At 68.0% G+C, this 16,666-nt stretch carries 11 protein-coding genes and 1 tRNA gene; 7 read left to right on the forward strand and 5 right to left on the reverse strand.

Annotation, left to right across the window (positions count from 1 at the left end):
- Positions 1-22 precede the first annotated feature (22 nt).
- The gene (lepB, locus tag ACZDYF_RS14135; protein WP_475058105.1) at positions 23-937 is read right to left on the reverse strand and encodes a signal peptidase I; all 915 of its coding nucleotides are present in this window, start codon (positions 935-937) and stop codon (positions 23-25) included.
- A 1,387-nt stretch (positions 938-2,324) separates the two neighbouring features.
- Here lepB and ACZDYF_RS14140 point away from each other — a divergent pair.
- The 3 genes from ACZDYF_RS14140 to ACZDYF_RS14150 are packed head-to-tail and all read left to right on the forward strand — an operon-like array spanning position 2,325 to position 6,245.
- On the forward strand, positions 2,325-3,599 hold the full coding sequence (locus tag ACZDYF_RS14140; RefSeq protein WP_475058108.1) for a hypothetical protein: 1,275 nt from the start codon (positions 2,325-2,327) through the stop codon (positions 3,597-3,599).
- A gap of 34 nt (positions 3,600-3,633) precedes the next feature.
- Positions 3,634-5,499 (forward strand): SNF2-related protein, encoded by a 1,866-nt coding sequence (locus tag ACZDYF_RS14145; RefSeq protein WP_475058111.1) that lies wholly within the window; start codon positions 3,634-3,636, stop codon positions 5,497-5,499.
- Positions 5,496-6,245, forward strand: a complete 750-nt coding sequence (locus tag ACZDYF_RS14150; RefSeq protein ID WP_475058114.1) for a protein NO VEIN domain-containing protein — start codon at positions 5,496-5,498, stop codon at positions 6,243-6,245. The genes ACZDYF_RS14145 and ACZDYF_RS14150 overlap by 4 nt, the downstream gene beginning before the upstream one ends.
- Here the strand turns inward: ACZDYF_RS14150 and ACZDYF_RS14155 are convergent.
- Positions 6,217-7,989: a class I SAM-dependent methyltransferase gene (locus tag ACZDYF_RS14155; protein ID WP_475058117.1), complete on the reverse strand. Its 1,773-nt coding sequence runs from the start codon at positions 7,987-7,989 to the stop codon at positions 6,217-6,219. The genes ACZDYF_RS14150 and ACZDYF_RS14155 overlap by 29 nt on opposite strands.
- A 1,081-nt stretch (positions 7,990-9,070) precedes the next feature.
- Positions 9,071-9,157: transfer RNA gene (locus ACZDYF_RS14160), tRNA-Ser, on the reverse strand.
- A gap of 237 nt (positions 9,158-9,394) precedes the next feature.
- Here ACZDYF_RS14160 and ACZDYF_RS14165 point away from each other — a divergent pair.
- Genes ACZDYF_RS14165 through ACZDYF_RS14175 form a run of 3 tightly spaced genes read left to right on the forward strand, consistent with a single transcriptional unit; the run spans position 9,395 to position 13,046 of the window.
- Entirely contained in the window at positions 9,395-10,033 is a 639-nt protein-coding gene (locus ACZDYF_RS14165) for a DUF4956 domain-containing protein (protein WP_475058121.1), read from the forward strand.
- Positions 10,030-10,887, forward strand: coding sequence for a polyphosphate polymerase domain-containing protein (locus ACZDYF_RS14170; protein ID WP_475058126.1), 858 nt, complete (start codon positions 10,030-10,032; stop codon positions 10,885-10,887). The genes ACZDYF_RS14165 and ACZDYF_RS14170 overlap by 4 nt, the downstream gene beginning before the upstream one ends.
- The gene (locus tag ACZDYF_RS14175; protein WP_475058129.1) at positions 10,887-13,046 is read left to right on the forward strand and encodes a carbohydrate-binding domain-containing protein; all 2,160 of its coding nucleotides are present in this window, start codon (positions 10,887-10,889) and stop codon (positions 13,044-13,046) included. Before ACZDYF_RS14170 ends, ACZDYF_RS14175 begins: the two co-directional genes overlap by 1 nt.
- A 97-nt stretch (positions 13,047-13,143) precedes the next feature.
- Here the strand turns inward: ACZDYF_RS14175 and ACZDYF_RS14180 are convergent, their stop codons facing one another.
- Positions 13,144-14,844 (reverse strand): glycosyl hydrolase family 18 protein, encoded by a 1,701-nt coding sequence (locus tag ACZDYF_RS14180; RefSeq protein ID WP_475058134.1) that lies wholly within the window; start codon positions 14,842-14,844, stop codon positions 13,144-13,146.
- Positions 14,845-15,144: 300 nt separating this feature from the next.
- Here ACZDYF_RS14180 and ACZDYF_RS14185 point away from each other — a divergent pair, with 300 nt between their 5' ends.
- Entirely contained in the window at positions 15,145-15,996 is an 852-nt protein-coding gene (locus ACZDYF_RS14185) for an NAD-dependent protein deacetylase (RefSeq protein ID WP_475058139.1), read from the forward strand.
- A gap of 71 nt (positions 15,997-16,067) precedes the next feature.
- On the opposite strand, the gene ACZDYF_RS14190 is transcribed toward ACZDYF_RS14185, so the two are convergent.
- The gene (locus ACZDYF_RS14190) at positions 16,068-16,631 is read right to left on the reverse strand and encodes a hypothetical protein (protein WP_475058143.1); all 564 of its coding nucleotides are present in this window, start codon (positions 16,629-16,631) and stop codon (positions 16,068-16,070) included.
- Between the last annotated feature and the right edge of the window lie 35 nt (positions 16,632-16,666).

The raw sequence follows: 16,666 nt of genomic DNA on the forward strand, positions 1-16,666 counted from the left end.
GTCGTCGTGCGGGTGAGGCCGCTCAGGGCTCCGGGACGTCCTCGAAGACGCTGCCCGGGTTGCGCATCAACGCGGCCCGGTCGAGCGGCCACACCTTCGCGACCGCGGTGCCCACCACGTTCTCCATGGGCACGAAACCCTTCCCCGGCTTGTCGGTGTTGTACCGCGAGTCGCCCGAGTTCTGGCGGTTGTCGCCCAGGACGAACAGGTATCCCTCAGGGACCGTCACGTCGAACGGGATCTCGCTCGGGGCCGAGCCCGGCTTGATGTACGTCTCGTCGATCGGCACACCGTTGACCGAGACCCGACCCTGCGCGTCGCAGCACGTCACGTGGTCGCCCGGGAGGCCGATGACCCGCTTGATGAGGTGCTCGTTGGCGTCCACCGGACGGATGCCGATGAACGTCAGGAACGTCTCCCCCGCCTTGACCAGCCCCGTCGACTCGTTCTGCGGCTGGCTCGCGAGCCAGCCGCCCGGGTCCTTGAAGACCACGACGTCGCCGCGGTGCACGTCGAGGAACCGCGGGACCAGGCGCGAGGCCAGGACCCGGTCGTCCTTGATGAGCGTGTCCTCCATCGACTCGCTCGGGATGACGAACGGCTGGACCAGGAACGTCTTGATGAGGAACGAGATGATCAGCGCCGCGACGACGATGATCCCGACCTCGCGAGCGAACGACCAGCGGCGGCGGGTGGGGGCCGGGTCGTGGTGCGTCCCGTGCTCCGGGTCGTGGTCGGCGGGCTGCTGGGGCGTGGGCTGGTCGGCCGGGCCAGCCGGGCCGGCCGGGTCGGTCGCGTCGCCACTGTTCGCGGGCGCTCCCTCACCGGGCGCCGGCGCGGGACGCGCAGGGAAGACCGAGTCGGCGTCGGGGGCTGCGGCGAACGCACCGGACGGTCTCGGCTGGTCGTCTGCGCTGTCGGCGTCGTTCGAGGTCACGGGGACACTCTTCCACCGATGGGCCCGACCGGCTGGTTCATCTCGGGCGAACCGACCATGTCGTGACAGCGCGAGGGCACCCGGCGACGCTGGTCAGGGCGGTGTCCGTCGGCCATGATGGCCCGCAACCGCCCCGCGACGCCCGGAGGTCACCGTGCTCGTTCCTCGACGACTCCGAGCCGCGCTCATGGTGCTGGTCGCAACGGCCAGCCTCGGTGCCTGCTCGACAGGGGCATCCGTCCCGACGCCCGACGACGTCCCGACGGAGGGGCCCTGGGTGGTGGGCGTCGGGCAGCCACGGGCGACGCGTGGCAGGAGTGTCTCGACGATGCCGCGCTGGGCGACGTCCAGCGCGTGCTGGTCGGCCTTGAGAGGGGCCGGACGAGCGGGGATGTGTCGGTTCGGGCCAGCCCTGAGGGGCGTTCGTAGGGACCAGCTCGCGGCGAGCAGCAGGTTCGCCCTCGGGAAACGGCGAGGGGCCCCGACCACTTCTCGAGGGTCACACTCGGGCTGGGCGTGATGCTCACAGTCCCTCGCCTCGGCGTCGCTGTGTCTCCTGGGGTTCTGGGGCCCCAGTCCATCGGGGTGAGGAAACCGAAGTAGCCAACCAGTGGGGATACTCGAAGGCACCCAACCGATGGCGGAGCCTGAGAAGTCGGCGGAGGCCGGGTCAGGGGTGGCCGCAGGCCATCGCGTCGCGACGCCGAAGTCGCCCTTGACGCGAGGAGGAGTCGGCCGGATGCTCGGCGATCAGTCAAGGGCCGAACGCGAGCGGCACGGCACGGCCGGGATGAAGGATCAAGAAGGTGGTCGACGGCGGCACAGCGTCCGGCAGAGCAATGAGTGGCGGTTCCGGGGACGGCTCGGGGCCGCATTCGCCGTGCGGAGTGGGAGGGTGAGGTACGCGGAGCGAGCGGAGCGCGGCGCCCCGCCCGGGAGGCCGCCCCACGCGGCGGAGCCGCGCACTGGAGCCAGTAAGGAAAGCGCTCACGAGCATGTTGCGGGCGCCCGGTGACGATGTGCTCGATGAGGGTGCATGTGCGTCACGTCGTGATCCCGAGTCGCCGACGGAGGAAGATGCGGCGATGTTCGGGCGGTGATCCAGGTCGATTCCTTGAAAACTCCCCGCGGGCGGGATGAAGACGTGCCGAAGCCGCCAAGTTCGCCGGGTGTGTCGCCGAGCGGCAGCACCGTCGTGTCGAATTTGCGCCGCTGTCGGTGGCTACCTCTACGCTTAGGCTCGCAATCAGCTCGACGCACGGGAGGAACCCCATTGACCGAGGCATCGTTGGAGCAGCAGATCCGAATGGCACTGCAGGTGCACGCGAGCAGCGGTAGCCCTGAGCGGAGCCCGTTCCCCTTGAGTCGAGGTCAGACGATGCTTGCCGTGGTGACGCTGCCCGTTACGGCGCCGCTGCTCAATGCAGAGTCCTCGCGGATCGCGCCGGTGCTCCTCGACCACCCTGACCGCGGTCTCGTCGAGTCGGATCCGACAAGTCCTGAGGCGCAGAATGTCGTTCGCGAGTTGGTCCGCGCCCGACATCATCGCGCTGAGGATCTCAAGGTTTCGCTGCGGGAGGAGGGTCAGTCAGACCCTGGCGTGATTACGCGGGACGGGGTTCTCATCAACGCAAACACGCGATGCATACTGATGCGCGAGCTGCTGGATGAGGGCGTTTTGAGAGAGAACGCGATCCGTGTTGCGGTGCTGCCGGAGGACGTCGGCCCGGCCGAGCGCTACGACCTGGAGGCCGTCCTTCAGAAGCAGCGCGATTACAAGGATGAGTACGACCTGGTGTCCGAGCTGATGATGCTGCGCAGGCTGCACGAGGTCGGTGGCATGTCCGCGGAACGCATTGCAAAGCGGCAACGGATCCGGGTGCCCGAGGTTGCACTGCGCTTCAAGGTGCTGGCACTCATGGAGCGGGCACGACACCTAACGCCCGAGCCACTGCCTATCGACAGCTTCGGCGGTGCCAAGACCCAGTTGCAGAACTGGAAAGAACTCGTTGCCCGGGTTGAGCGTCTTGACGAAGAGGACGGCCAGGAGGCGGGCGACAATCATCTTCGGGAGTACCTTCAGTTGCACCTCCTGGACCTGGACGCCGTGCACAACCTCCGCAGCGCCACACCCGGTTGGGTCGACAAGCACCTACTCGGAGCGCTGGACCGGTCCGGAGACGTCGGCAAGAAGCTTGCTTCGCTCGCCGCCCAGCCGGGTGAGACGCACACCGACATTGAGGAGGGTTCGTTCGGGGATCTCGATCTGCTCAACTTTGGCGGCGGGGACGGCAACGAGGGCAGCCAGGCAGCGGAGGCCGTAGTCAGCGTCACCCTTCAGGCACGCCGCGCGGGGACTTCGGGCAAAGTCACGTTGGCAGATGGAACTTCGCTACCTGCCTCCGACGTGCTGAGCGCGCTCGCTCAGTCGACGAAGGCAGCGCTGAAGTCCGCAAAGATGGCACTGGACGCGGGCGCACGGCTCGAAAAGCCAATCAGGTTGCTAGAGGATGCGCGGACCGCTCTCGAGCAGGCAAACAGCGCGTTGGCCGACGTCATCGAGGACGATGAGTTCGCAGGGTCTGTTGCTGAGGTATGGGCAGTCTTGGACGAAGTGGCAGCAGGACTGGACGAGATGCGGGAAATCCTTAGCCGTGGTTGAGGAGCCTGCTCCGTTGCGCACAAAGCCACGACTGATGATGCGCTTGGCGGACGATGGCCGGGCTATCGAGTTGAGCCGCTCCGGCATAGACGACACGGATTGGGCGAACATCGCCGTGAGGGTTACGGGAACACTTCCGCGCCCAAGTACTCCCTTGCTGGCATCCGCAGATCAGATCGTCGCTCGCGCCAATACGCTCAAGCAGATACTCGTTGGCTTGGGCGCCTCGATGAGTGTCGACGCATCAGTGCGTACTGTTCTTGGTCGGCTCAAAGAGGACAGGGTGACCTTGACGGCGCTGCTGACCGGGAGTTCTCCAACCCGAACACGTCCTGAAATGTCTGCCGGGAGCCACCGACTCGTGGGAAGAGACCTGAAGGCGTTTCAGGAGGCGGACGTATCCCGACTCTGGGAAATGCGTCACGGCGCGAACTTCTCCGTGCCCGGGGCCGGCAAGACGACCGTCACACTGTCGGTCCACCTAATGGAACGTGCCGTCGACCGCGTTGACCGACTTATCGTTGTCGGACCGCTATCTGCGTTCGAAGCGTGGGAAGAGGAAGCGAACGGCATTGTCTCTCCCCCCCTGACGACAACACGCTGGTCCGGACGACTGGGGAATGATGCCGACGTTGTGATCATAAACTACCAGCGGCTAGCTAGCGCAATTCCAGAACTCACAGAGTGGATGGGATCCCGGAAAGTTCATCTGGTCGTCGACGAGGCGCATCGTGCAAAGCGAGGCAGCCTGGGTGAGTGGGGACGCGGACTCATGGCGCTCGCTCCGTTGGCTGCTCGGCGCGACGTTCTTACCGGGACGCCTGCCCCCAACCACCCCAAGGACCTCGTCGCGCTGCTCGACATCCTCTGGCCCGGCGGCATGGCGACGCGCGCGATCCCGCGTCGAGCGTTCGCCGCGGAACCGACGAAGTCGGCATTGCTTGAGATGAACCGCCACATCCAACCGATGTACGTTCGTACGACGAAAGACACACTGAGTCTTCCGCCTGTGAGATACGTCCGGATTCCGCCGCTGCAGATGGGGCCCTTGCAAAAGGACATTTATGACGCGATGCTTCGGCGTTATGCTGGATTGCTCAGCCTCGGACAGAATGACGCCGATAAGTTCGCGAGGATGGGCGAGGTGGCAATGTACCTCATACAAGCGGCGTCGAGTCCCCAACTTCTGGCGTCTGCCGCGGACCCATCCCGAACCTACCGATTTCCGCCGCTAGCAATTCCCCCGGGCAGCGATCTCGCACGAATGGTCGAAACCTACTCGGAGCACGAGGTGCCCGCAAAAATTGCCGAAGCCTGCAAGATCGTATTCCGAAACGCAAACCACACGCCATTTCCTCGGAAGACGCTCGTTTGGTCGCATTTTCCCGGCAATCTCCTCGCGCTTGAACAGCAGCTTGCGGCGTTAGAACCCGCCGTCGTCTACGGCGGGATTCCAAGCGGCGAGGAGACCGAACCGGGAGTCAGGACCCGCGAGACGGAGTTGCGTAGGTTCAGGGAGGATCCAAACTGCTTGGTGCTCCTCGCGAATCCGGCTGCGATGTCTGAGGGCGTTTCACTTCATCACTGGTGTCATGACGCAGTGTATATCGACCGCACATTCAACGCGGGCCAGTACCTGCAATCGCTCGATCGCATTCATCGACTGGGGCTGAAAGAAGGAACTGAGACGCGCTTCTATCTCCTCAGTTCTGAGGGAACCATCGATGAGCGTGTCGAGAAGCGACTTACGGCGAAGGTCACTCGCCTCGGCCAGATGCTCAGGGATCCTGGCCTAGTAACCATGGCGCTACCGGACGACGAGAACATCGGTGACGTCTTGGACGACGGTCTGGACATTCAGGAGGTACTGGAACACCTTTCGGGGGCTCAGGAGCAGTGAGCCAGCCGACGGAGCACGAGTTGGTCGCTGCCCTTCAGGTCGCGCGTTGGATCGATGACGCCGGGAACGTGCATTCCGATGTCCGCACCGCGTACCGTACTGCAGCCGCTGACAGGACTTTCTCACCATCGATACTCCGTGTCGGTGAGGGGTTACTGCTTGAAGCCGGCCTCCTCCAACTCGACGGCGATCGACTGCGGCCCACGTCCGCACTAAGGATATTTCTCGAGGCCAGTTTCGGTGAAGCAGCACCCAAAGAACTCTTGCGAATCGTGAACGAACGCACACTTGGGCAGGATAAAGCGGAGGTGGGTGCAGCGGGCGAGGAGCACGTCCTAAATCTCGTTCGCGAGGAGCTTCGGGGGATGCGACGCGCGGACCTTGCCGACCGTTGCTCGCGGGTGAGCCTCGTCTCCGATCTGTTCGGCTACGACGTCGTCGCACCACTTGTTACCGGGGGGCAGCGCAAGCTTGAGGTAAAAACCCAAACAATCGATGCGCACATTTCGTCGCTACGATTCTTCCTGACCCGGAACGAATATGATACTGGAAGAAGGAATCCTGCCGAATGGGCGCTCGTTGTTTGTGCCCGCTCCTCGCGCAGCGGCGTGGTGTCGAATATTGGATGGTGCAGGGCCACGAACCTCGGCCCGTACCTGCCATCGGATCAAGCGGGCAGGTGGACCGAGGCTCTAGTTTCGCTGCCTGCGCAGGCGCTTACGCCAGGAGTCCCTGCGCCGCTTTAAATCGCTCTGGAACTTTCAGCTCCATGAGCGCCCGCGGCTCGATTTTTAGTAGCCCAGTACCTCGAATGCGCGCAGCATTCTTCAGCGCGGCCTGACCGTCTTCACCGCGAAGCCAGGCAAGCAGCTCTACCCGAACCCTTGTTTCGACCGACGAGCGCCAGGTCATTGCATACAGATTGTTCAAGAGTGCAGCAGATGCATTGTTCTCGACGATTCGGAATTTGCTCTTGGTTGACTGACCAATCATGAGATCGGGTTTGAGGACTTCACTCGAAAGGTCGAACCAGGTGGATCGCTTTCGGCAAAGGTGACCCTCGTCTACACCACTCTCCTGGCCAGACTTCACGTATGCGCGTAGGGCCGCTGACTTTTCCAGGTCTTCTCGGGCGATCGTCAGGAGGTAGTATTGATCTTCGACAGGCAGCTCTGCCAGCACACTCGCTGTGATCACGTCTGGTAGAGAGTTGAGCCGTCGAACGATAGGTGCGAGGGCACTCTTCGGCAATTGCGCATCGACAACCGCACTGCCCGTCAGGACGAAGAAGGAGTTGGCGCCCGTTGCGACGCCGCGGTGGATTTCGAGGAAGTCGCGGAGTCGGTGCACAGTCGGTTCGTTGGTTGTTTTCGTGGCAGGGGCACCCATGGGCGCGAAGAGGCTGCGCCACTCTCTGGGACACTCGTCGCGGTCCATAGTTTTGGTGGATTCGGAGTCTGAGGATGCGAAGACAATCGGCTGGGGTCGAGAATCTTGTGGGCCAACAGTCAGCGCAACCGCGTCGACTGTCGCATCGTCAAATAGACCGTCCGTGAAGAGACGCATATCCACTCGCCGATCGCGCAGCGACCAGATTCGCTGTCGAAGCAGTTGCGCGTAGTCAGATTCGAGCCATTGGGCTGGGAGAAGGAGGCACAGCCCATCGTCGGGTTCGAGCGCATTGAGAGATTGGGCCGTAATCAGGGCAGACAGCGACGCTCGTCGGCCGCAAAGACCTCCAGCGGCCGCGGTGAGGCGTTCCCGCTGCTGGCGAGGGATCAGCTGGACGCGGGTATAGGGGGGATTTCCGAGAATGAGCCGTCTGCCAGGCACTGACCGCCAACCGGACTCCATCCACAGAGTAAAGTCAGCGTGCAGAGGTCGGATTCCAGGGCCGGGGTCGTCCGCCGCTCGGAGGTCGTACTCCCCGCTGACTCGCAGACCAAGCAGACCAAGAGTGATCGGGTTTATGTCGATCGCCCAGATCTGAGCTTGTGGCCAACGCGCCGCGGCCGCCGTAGTGAAAATCCCGACTCCAGCACCCACGTCGACGATTGCGTCTGGGGCATCATGATGTTCCGCCCATGACCTGAGCATCCACTCGACCTCGTGCGGTGGCGTGAAGAAGGTGCCAAGGGTTCGCCGGGACTTTCCGGAGACGATTGTGCTGTAAAGGGCAGCGAGCCCGCTGTCGGGATGGTCGGACAAGAGCGTTTTGCCAGCGAGGATAACGTCTTCGGGTGGAGTCGGTCCACTTGCCAGCCATTGGCCGATCTCGGCCGACTCGAGACTCGGCGACAGCCTGGATCCTTGGGTTTCCTCCCCGAGGAGGGAAGACACTAGGCCACCGAGTGCGGCTAGGCGCTCGCGCTCGGCATGGCTGGCGCCCGGCACCCATGCCGCGTCTACGACACCGGGCTGCGAGACAGACTGCAGCCACGACAGCACGATCTCCTTCGAGGTGGCCGAGATGTCGGCGTGGCCTGACACAGCAGATCCTCCGTGATTCGAGGTTAGAGTTTGAGCTCGGCTCGCCATCTTGCCAGTGCCCACAGACGCTCGCCGCCGGCCGGCGTTCTCACCGCTTGATACGCCCGCCGCGAGGCGTCGACGCCGACGGGACCCGCATCCGACGGGCCCCACAGGGGAGTCTAGTAGCACAACCCTGACTTTGGCGGCACGCGTGCAACATGTTGCACGGACGGCGCTAGTGTCCGCTCATGGTCAAGGCCAGCAGCGCCTCGTCGTGCGATCTGCACCGCTCCCGCACCCGCTCCGCGAACACTTGGCAAAAGGGAAGCTGCCGAGTCGGACACACGCGCCAGCGAACCGCTTGATCCACGACACGTCACGCGCCGATATCAACCTAACACCGACGTCATCGCACCCGAACCACCACATGCAGGACAACACGTAGCCGCGACCGCGCCCATTAGCGCTCGCTCTACGACACGCACCGCACCCGCGCTCGGAAGGCGATTGCGCGCCAGAGGAGAGCACCTGAGGTGGACCGCTGGGCCCCGTACCGATCGGGACTGCGAGGTCCTTGTCATGCTTGCCCACCTCGGGCGTGTCACTTGGTTCCGTTGTCGCCGACATCGGCCTGTCGAAGAGCATGTTCGCGCACATTCAACGCACAGTTCGGGCCACATTCGAGAGCGCCGATGAGGCGCTCGCCTTCCTTGAGCAGCACCCCGATGCGTCGGCTACTTCACCCGCGCAAGGCGAGTCGCCCCCTCACACTGACGGTGAATTGAGTCACGCTGCGAAGGCGGCGCTCGGCGTAGATCGGTCTGCGCGTCGCCCCGAACAACTTCCGTCGCACGGCGCCGACGCAGGTAGCGACCAGCATGTCGCTGACCAATGCGACGATGCTGCTCGGTCACTCCGACGAAACGACGACGAAGCGGCAAACTTGAGGCGGCTCCACTTGGCGCTGGACATGCGCGTGGTGATCGACCAACTGATCTCACGCGCCGACGGACTCGGCGCCGAACCCCAAAATCGTGGGCTAGTCGTAGACCGGGAACGACGAAGGGCCCCGACCACTGGTCGGGACCCTTCGTGCTTGCGGTAGCGGTGAGATTCGAACTCACGGTGGACTTTCACCCACACACGCTTTCGAGGCGTGCTCCTTAGGCCACTCGGACACGCTACCCAGCCGGGAAGTCCCGGCTGCAGAAGGATACCCGCTCGCGGCGCCTGGACCGAATCGGGCATCCCGCGCGCCTGCCGGCACCCGAGGGCGCCGCCGTCGGACGCCCGGGGCGAGCCCCGCCGTCGGGCACCCGACGCACCCCGAACTCACATCCTCACCTACCCCGTGTCATAGCGATCTCACAGGTTCGGGCGGCTCCATGGAGGAGTTCACTTCCCCGTCACCTGGAGGTCACCCGTGACCCAGCCCCCACAGCTCGCGCTGTACCTCGTCGACCTGGTCGCCGTGCTCGTCCTGACGTTCGGCCTCTACTTCCCGCGCCATCGGCGCCGCGACCTGGTCGTGGCCTACCTGGGCGTGAACGTGGGAGTCCTGGCAGTCGCGGCGACGCTCGCGAGCAGCACGGTCGGCGCGGGCCTGGGCCTGGGCCTCTTCGGCGTCCTGTCGATCATCCGGCTGCGGTCGACCGAGCTGAGCCAGCACGAGGTCGCGTACTACTTCGCGGCCCTCGCCCTGGGCCTCCTGGGTGGCCTCGGCGCGACCGCGGGCTGGCTCGGCGTCGCGGGCAGCGCCCTGATCCTCGTGGTCATGGCGGTCGCGGACCACCCGCGGCTGCTCCGGCGCCACCGCAGCCAGGTCGTCCTGCTCGACCGCGCCTTCCCCGACGAGGCCGGCCTCGTGGCCTACCTCGAGCAGCTCCTGGGGGCGCACGTGCACTCGGCGTCGGTCCAGCGCCTCGACCTTGTGAACGACACGACCCTGGTCGACGTCCGTTTCGAGGTCGCCCCGGGCGGCGGCGTCGCGGCGAGCAGCGCGACCGACGGCGCCGCGGCCCTCACCGCCCCGGCCAGGCCCGCCGCCCGGGTGTCGGCATGACCACGCTCCTGCCCGACGGCGCCGCGCCCGACACTCTCGTCGCACCTGCCGCGGGGTTCTCCCCCGTGTCGCTCGACGAGCTCGTCGCCTCGGCGTCGCTCCAGACCCGGATCGACCGCAAGTACGTCCTGCGGCGCGCGCAGGCACGGGCGGTCCTGGCCGACCTGGCCGAGCGCGAGCCGGGCGTGCGGGTGCTCGACGTCGACGGCCGTCGGGAGTTCTCGTACGAGTCGGTGTACTTCGACACCCCGGACCTGACGAGCTTCCACCTGGCCGCGCACCGCCGTCGGCGGCGGTTCAAGGTCCGCACCCGGACCTACCTGGACTCGGGCGAGGCATGGCTCGAGGTCAAGACGCGGGCCGCGCGCGGCTCGACCGTCAAGGACCGCGTGGCGCACGACCTCGCGGGCCGCTGCGAGCTGGGCGAGGGCAGGGGCTTCGTGTCGGCGACACTCGACGGCGCCGCGATCCCCGAGGCGGCCGACCTGCCGCTCGCGGCGGGGCTCGTGACCAGGTACCGACGGACGACGCTGCTCCTGTCCGGCGCGCGGCCCGGTGCGCCTGCGGCTCGCGCGACGCTCGACACGGGCCTGACGTGGCTGCTCGACGAGGGCACGCCCGCGGGCCGGGTCGCGGCGGTCCCCGACCTCGTGGTCGTCGAGACCAAGACCGGGTCGACGCCGTCGTGCCTCGACCACCTGCTCTGGCGCAGCGGCCACCGGCCGCAGCGCATCTCCAAGTACGGCACGGGTCTGGCGGTCCTGCGCCCCGACCTGCCGAGCACCCCGTGGCGACGTGTCGTCCGCCGCTGGGTCGAACCCTCCCTGACCACCACTCCCGACAGGAGCACCTGATGCGACTCCGCAGACCCACCACCGTCACGACCGCAGTCCTGACCGCCACGCTCACGGCCGCCGCGCTCGTCGGCTGCTCGGCGGACACCGGCACGAGCACCACCACGAGCGACGCGGCGGCCTCCGCCACCACGGCCTCGGCCGCGGTCGCGGGCCTGACCCCCGAGGAGGCCATGGCCGCGAACGCCGACCCGCACTCCTCGGGGGCCGACGACGAGGACCTCGCGTGGGACGAGTCCGAGGAGGTCACGCTCTCGCTCGACGGCGACACGGCCCAGGCCGACGGCGACGGCGACGGCGTGACCGTCGACGGCTCGACCGTCACGATCACCCAGGCCGGCACCTACCGCGTCACGGGGGACCTGACCGACGGGCGGCTCGTCGTGGCCTCGTCGGGCGACGGCGTGGTGCGGCTCGTGCTCGACGGCGCGAGCATCACCTCCTCGACGACCTCGGCGCTCGTCGTCGAGGACGCCGCGACCGCGGTCGTGGTCCTGGCCGACGGCTCGACAAACCACCTCGAGGCGATGGGGGCGGCTGTGGACGCAGACGATGACACCGAGACTGACGGCAGCACCGACGAGCCCGACGCAGCCCTGTTCTCGTCGGCCGACCTCACGATCGGCGGTACCGGTTCCCTCGACGTGGTCAGCGCCGCGACCGACGGGATCGTGAGCAAGGACGGCCTGGTGATCGCCGGGGGCGACCTCACGGTCGACGCGGGCGACGACGGCCTCCGCGGCAAGGACGACCTCGTCGTGACCGACGACGCCTCGGTCACCGTGACAGCGGCGGCCGACGGCCTCAAGTCCACGAACTCCGACGACGAGACCCTGGGCTACGTCGCGGTCCTCGGCGGGACGGTCGACGTCACGTCGGGTGACGACGGCATCCAGGCCGAGACCGACGCGATCGTCGCGGACGCGACCGTGACGATCACCGCGGCGGGCGGGCCCGGCACGGAGGTCGCCGAGGACGCCTCGGCCAAGGGCATCAAGGGCGACGTCGGGGTCGTGGTCGGCGGCAGCGCGACCGTGGACGTCTCCGCCGCGGACGACGGCCTGCACTCGAACGGCGCCGTGTCGGTCTCCGGTGGCGACCTCTCGCTCGCCTCGGGCGACGACGGCGTCCACGCCGACGGCGACCTCACGATCACGGGCGGCACCCTCACCGTCTCGGAGTCGGTCGAGGGACTCGAAGGGGCCACGATCACGCTCGCGGGCGGCGACGTCCGCGTCACCGCGTCCGACGACGGCGTGAACGCCGCGGGCGGGAGCAGCTCCGACACCACGGGCACCGGCACGGCGCAGGAGGGCCCCCAGCAGGACGGCCAGGCGCCGGACTACGTCACTCCCCCGGCAGACGGCGAGCGCCCCACCCTGCCCGACGGCACGGTCCCCGGCGACGGCACGGCCGGCGCTCCCCCGACCAGGCCCGACGGCGAGATGCCGTCCGGCGAGATGCCCACCATGCCCGCGGGCGAGAGGCCCGACGGCGCAGCTCCCGGCGGGCAGTCGGGTGGCCCGGGTGGGGGCGCACCGGGCGGCGAGGCGGCGGGCGACTACTCGCTCACGATCTCGGGTGGGACGCTCGTGGTCGACGCGGGCGGCGACGGCCTGGACAGCAACGGCACCCTTGAGATCACGGGCGGTACCACCGTGGTCCAGGGGCCGACGAACGCCGGGAACGGCGCGCTCGACGTCAACGGCACGTTCACGATCTCGGGTGGGACGCTGCTCGCGGCGGGCAGCTCGGGCATGGCCGTGGCCCCCGACGCCGACTCGTCGCAGGGCTGGCTCGCCGCGAACCTCGACCAGAGCGCCGCAGCCGGGACCGTGGTCCACGTCCTCGCCGAGGACGGCACGACCCTCGTGTCCTACGAGGTCACCAAGGACACGCAGAACGTCGTCTACTCGTCCTCCGCGATCGAGACGGGCGCCACCTACGTCTTCCGAACCGGCGGGACGCTCGGCACCCCGGACGACGCCGGGCTCTCGTCCGACGGCACCACCGACGGCGCGACGCCGGCGGCGACGGCCGTCGCGGGCGAGTTCGCTGGCGGCGGCATGGGCGGCACGGGCGGCGGCCGCAGGCCCGGCACCGGTGGCTCGACCGGCTCGACCGACACCTCGGGTGCGACGACCACGAGCGGCGCGTGACGCCGTCGGGCAGCCGAGGCCTTACGCGCCAGGGGCGCCGCACCCGAAGGTGCGGCGCCCCTGGCCGTCCCGGACCGACCCGGGACCTTCACGCAGATCAGGCCGAGCAGGGCCGACCGGCGTCCCACGCACCCCAGACGTCGCTCCCGGGCACCTCGCCACGGGTCCACCACTGGGCCGTGTGGTTCACGCCCGCACGCGAGACGACCGCGCCGCCCGAGTACGTGGCCTCGAGCGAGAAGGCCGGGGCGCACTTGACGACCTCGACCACGGGGGCCGTGCCGCACGGACCGATCTTCTGCCACGGGCTGCCCGAGGTCGCGGCCGGGGCCGTGCCACGCGTCCACCACTTGGCCTTGTACTCGGCGCCGTCGTGCGAGACGACGTCACCCGACGTGTACACGCCCGAGCCGTACCACGGGGCGGCGCACTGCGCGCCGACCTGTGGGCCGGGGGTCGACGCGCGCAGCGTCGCACCGAGGGTCGAACCGAGCTCGTTCTTGTAGTCGCCCGTGAGGTCCCACCACATGGCACCGCCGTAGCCCTGGACCGCGAGCCACTCGGCCTTCGCGTTCACGGACGCCTTGTCGTCGTAGCTCCACCACTGGTCGCCGTCGTAGCGCCACGAGGCGCCGACCTTCGGGTCGAAGTACGCCTTGCCGACCGTGCGCAGCTCGGCGTACGTCTTGGTGCCGATGTAGCCCGCGGCAGGCTTCCAGCCCGCGCTGCCGTCCGCGACGCCGTACCAGCCGTGGCCGTAGGCCGCGAGGCCCGCGTTGAGCTGCTGCGGGTCCGCGCCCGCGTTGACGTACATGCCCATGGCGCCGTCGAGGCCCAGGCCCCAGTTCTCGGAGCCGTCCGGGTGCAGGTTGCCCTGGTGGCCCGTCTTGTTCGGGACCCAGCCGCCGTGGAAGTCGTAGCCCTGGACGTTGAGGAAGTCGACGACCGCGAAGAGCCGCGGGTCGAGCCATCCGCCCTGGCCGGCGTTCCAACCACCCGCGGGGGCGAAGCCCGTCAGCAGGTAGTCCTGACCGTTCTGGGCGCCCAGCGCGTCGAGCGATGTGCGGAACTCCTCCATGAGGAGCAGGAAGTTCTCCTTGTCCTCGGGGCGGGCGTTCGCCGTCTCGCCCCCGGTGACCGGCCACTCCCAGTCGATGTCGATGCCGTCGAAGATGCCGGCCGCAGCTCCCGGGCCCCCCTTGTCGCCGATCTGCGGCAGGTTGCCCCGGATGTAGATGTCGAGGCACGAGCTCACGAGCTTCGTCCGCCCCTCGGCCGTGGACGCGGCCTCGGAGAAGTTGTCCGACCAGGTCCAGCCGCCGAGCGACACGAGGATCTTGGTGTCGGGGCTGACGGCCTTGAGCTTGCGGAGCTGGTTGAAGTTGCCCGCGAGCGCCTGGCCCGCCTTGTCGGCCTTGCCGTCCACGGACTGCTTGGCCGGGACGAGGCGCAGGAAGTCGTTCTGCGCGTCGCCCTCTCCGGGCACCTGGTTGATGTCGCACACGAGGTCGGTCGTGACGTTGCCGAACGCGTAGTTGAGGTGGGTCAGGTCCTTGATCGCCCCGGTCGACACGAGGTTCGCGACGTGGAAGTCACGCGTAATCGGGCCGTCGGCCATGAAGTAGCCGACGCTGCGGTAGCCGTTGATGTCGTCCGGGCCTGCGGACGACGAGGTGGTGGCGGGCTTGGTGGTAGGGGCGGCGGCCTGGGTTGCCGGTGCCACCACGACGGAAGCGGCGAGCACCGCGGCTGCGGCGATCGCCACCGGCGCGAGCCGGCGTCTGGGTGTGTCTTGCATGTGAGGGCCTCGTTGCTCTCCTCCGGGCACGCCCGGAACTTTGTTCGGACGCCTCGCACAGTAGACCCGAAAGAACCCTTTGCCAAGGGTCTTAACCAATACGAGGGCGTGTTGGGCCGAACGCCCCGATTTGCCCCCTGGACGGGCGTCCTACTCGGTGCTTTTCCTCGGTTTGTCCGGCGTCCGCTCCTGCTCGTCGCGAGCTCCCGCGACGCCTCCCGCGCCACCTCGTGGCCCAGGACCCCGCACCTCACACCGTTCCTTGTGGAACCCCTCCTGCGGCCGTCGTACGCTCGGATCGTGCCCCCGCAGACCCCCGCGACCCCAGCGACCAGCCCCACGATCGACGACGTCGTCCACCTGCTGCGCGGCAAGCGGCTCACCGCGCTGACCGGCGCGGGCATCTCGACCGACTCCGGCATCCCCGACTACCGCGGGCCCGACTCGCCGCCCCGCAACCCCATGACCTACCAGCAGTTCGTCGGGGACGAGGCTTTCCGCCGCCACTACTGGGCGCGCAACCACGTGGGCTGGCAGCGCGTGCACCGCACGCACCCCAACGCCGGGCACAAGGCACTGGTCCGGCTCGAGGAGCGCGGCGTCCTCGACGGGATCATCACGCAGAACGTCGACCTGCTCCACGAGGACGCGGGCTCGCGCAACGTCATCGACCTCCACGGCCGCTACGACCGCGTGATCTGCCTGTCCTGCGCACGCGTCATCTCGCGCGAGCACCTGGCCGACCGGCTCACCGAGCTCAACCCGCACTTCCTCGACAGCATCGGCGACCTCGACGACGTCGAGACCGCGCCCGACGCCGACGCCGTGATCGAGTCGACCGCCCACTTCGTGCCCGCCGCGTGCGAGTTCTGCGGCGGCATGCTCAAGCCGGAGATCGTGTACTTCGGCGAGAACGTGCCACGAGAGCGGGTCGAGCGGGCCTACGCCATGGTCGACGCCGCCGACGCGCTGCTCGTCGCCGGCTCGTCGCTGACCGTCCTGAGCGGGCTCCGGTTCGTCAAGCACGCCGTGAAGACCGACAAGCCCGTCGTCATCGTCAACCGCGGCGCGACCCGGGGCGACCCGCTGGCCACGATCAAGCTCGAGGCCGGTGTCTCCGAGACGCTCGAGGAGCTCGCGGACAGGCTCTGAGCGGTGCCGCACGGCCGCCGTGCGGGTGAGGTGCGGCTGCGGTGTGCCGACGAGCGAACCCAGGTCCGGGTCTACCGGGACAAGCCTCGTCCTGACGGCCGTCCCACCTCGATGCCCTCGACGTCGTACGCGAGGCCGTCCGGGGTGCGAACGCGCACGGTCACGAGGTCCCCGGGCTCGATCGCCGCACCACCGTCCTCCGCGTCGAAGTGCCACGTGAAGCCTGCGGCACCGCCGCCACGCAGTCCCGTCCCCCGGTCCTCCGTGCCGGGCTCGACAGCGGGGCCCGGGGTGATCTCCCGGCCGGCACGCACCAGCACGACCTCCGGCGCCTGGACCTCGACGATGCCCTCGCTCGCCGGCACGGTGACGGCCAGCCCCACGCGGACCACCGCAGAGGAGTCCCACCTGACCGACGGTGGGCCGTACGTGGCGCCGTCGGGCCCGAGCACCACGACGTCGTCGCCCACCGTCTGCCCCTCCTCGACCGACACGACCGGGAGCGGCGCCTCGGTCGACACCGGAGCCGGCGCGGTACCGGGCCCCCGGTCCAGCACCAGGCAGACGCCCACGACTCCCAGCGCGGCCACCACGAGATAGCCGACGAGCCTCGGCCGGACGCGCGCCGAGGGCATCAGCCCGCCCCTGCCGTGTCGCTGTCCCTCGACCG

It is taken from the genome of Oerskovia sp. PE-21s (genome assembly GCF_056158145.1).

Coding starts and splice junctions, on each gene's coding strand:
- ACZDYF_RS14180 (WP_475058134.1), bottom strand. CDS start 14,844: ATGCAAGACACACCCAGACGCCGGCTCGCGCCGGTGGCGATCGCCGCA.
- ACZDYF_RS14145 (WP_475058111.1), top strand. CDS start 3,634: ATGATGCGCTTGGCGGACGATGGCCGGGCTATCGAGTTGAGCCGCTCC.
- ACZDYF_RS14190 (WP_475058143.1), bottom strand. CDS start 16,631: ATGCCCTCGGCGCGCGTCCGGCCGAGGCTCGTCGGCTATCTCGTGGTG.
- ACZDYF_RS14170 (WP_475058126.1), top strand. CDS start 10,030: ATGACCACGCTCCTGCCCGACGGCGCCGCGCCCGACACTCTCGTCGCA.
- ACZDYF_RS14175 (WP_475058129.1), top strand. CDS start 10,887: ATGCGACTCCGCAGACCCACCACCGTCACGACCGCAGTCCTGACCGCC.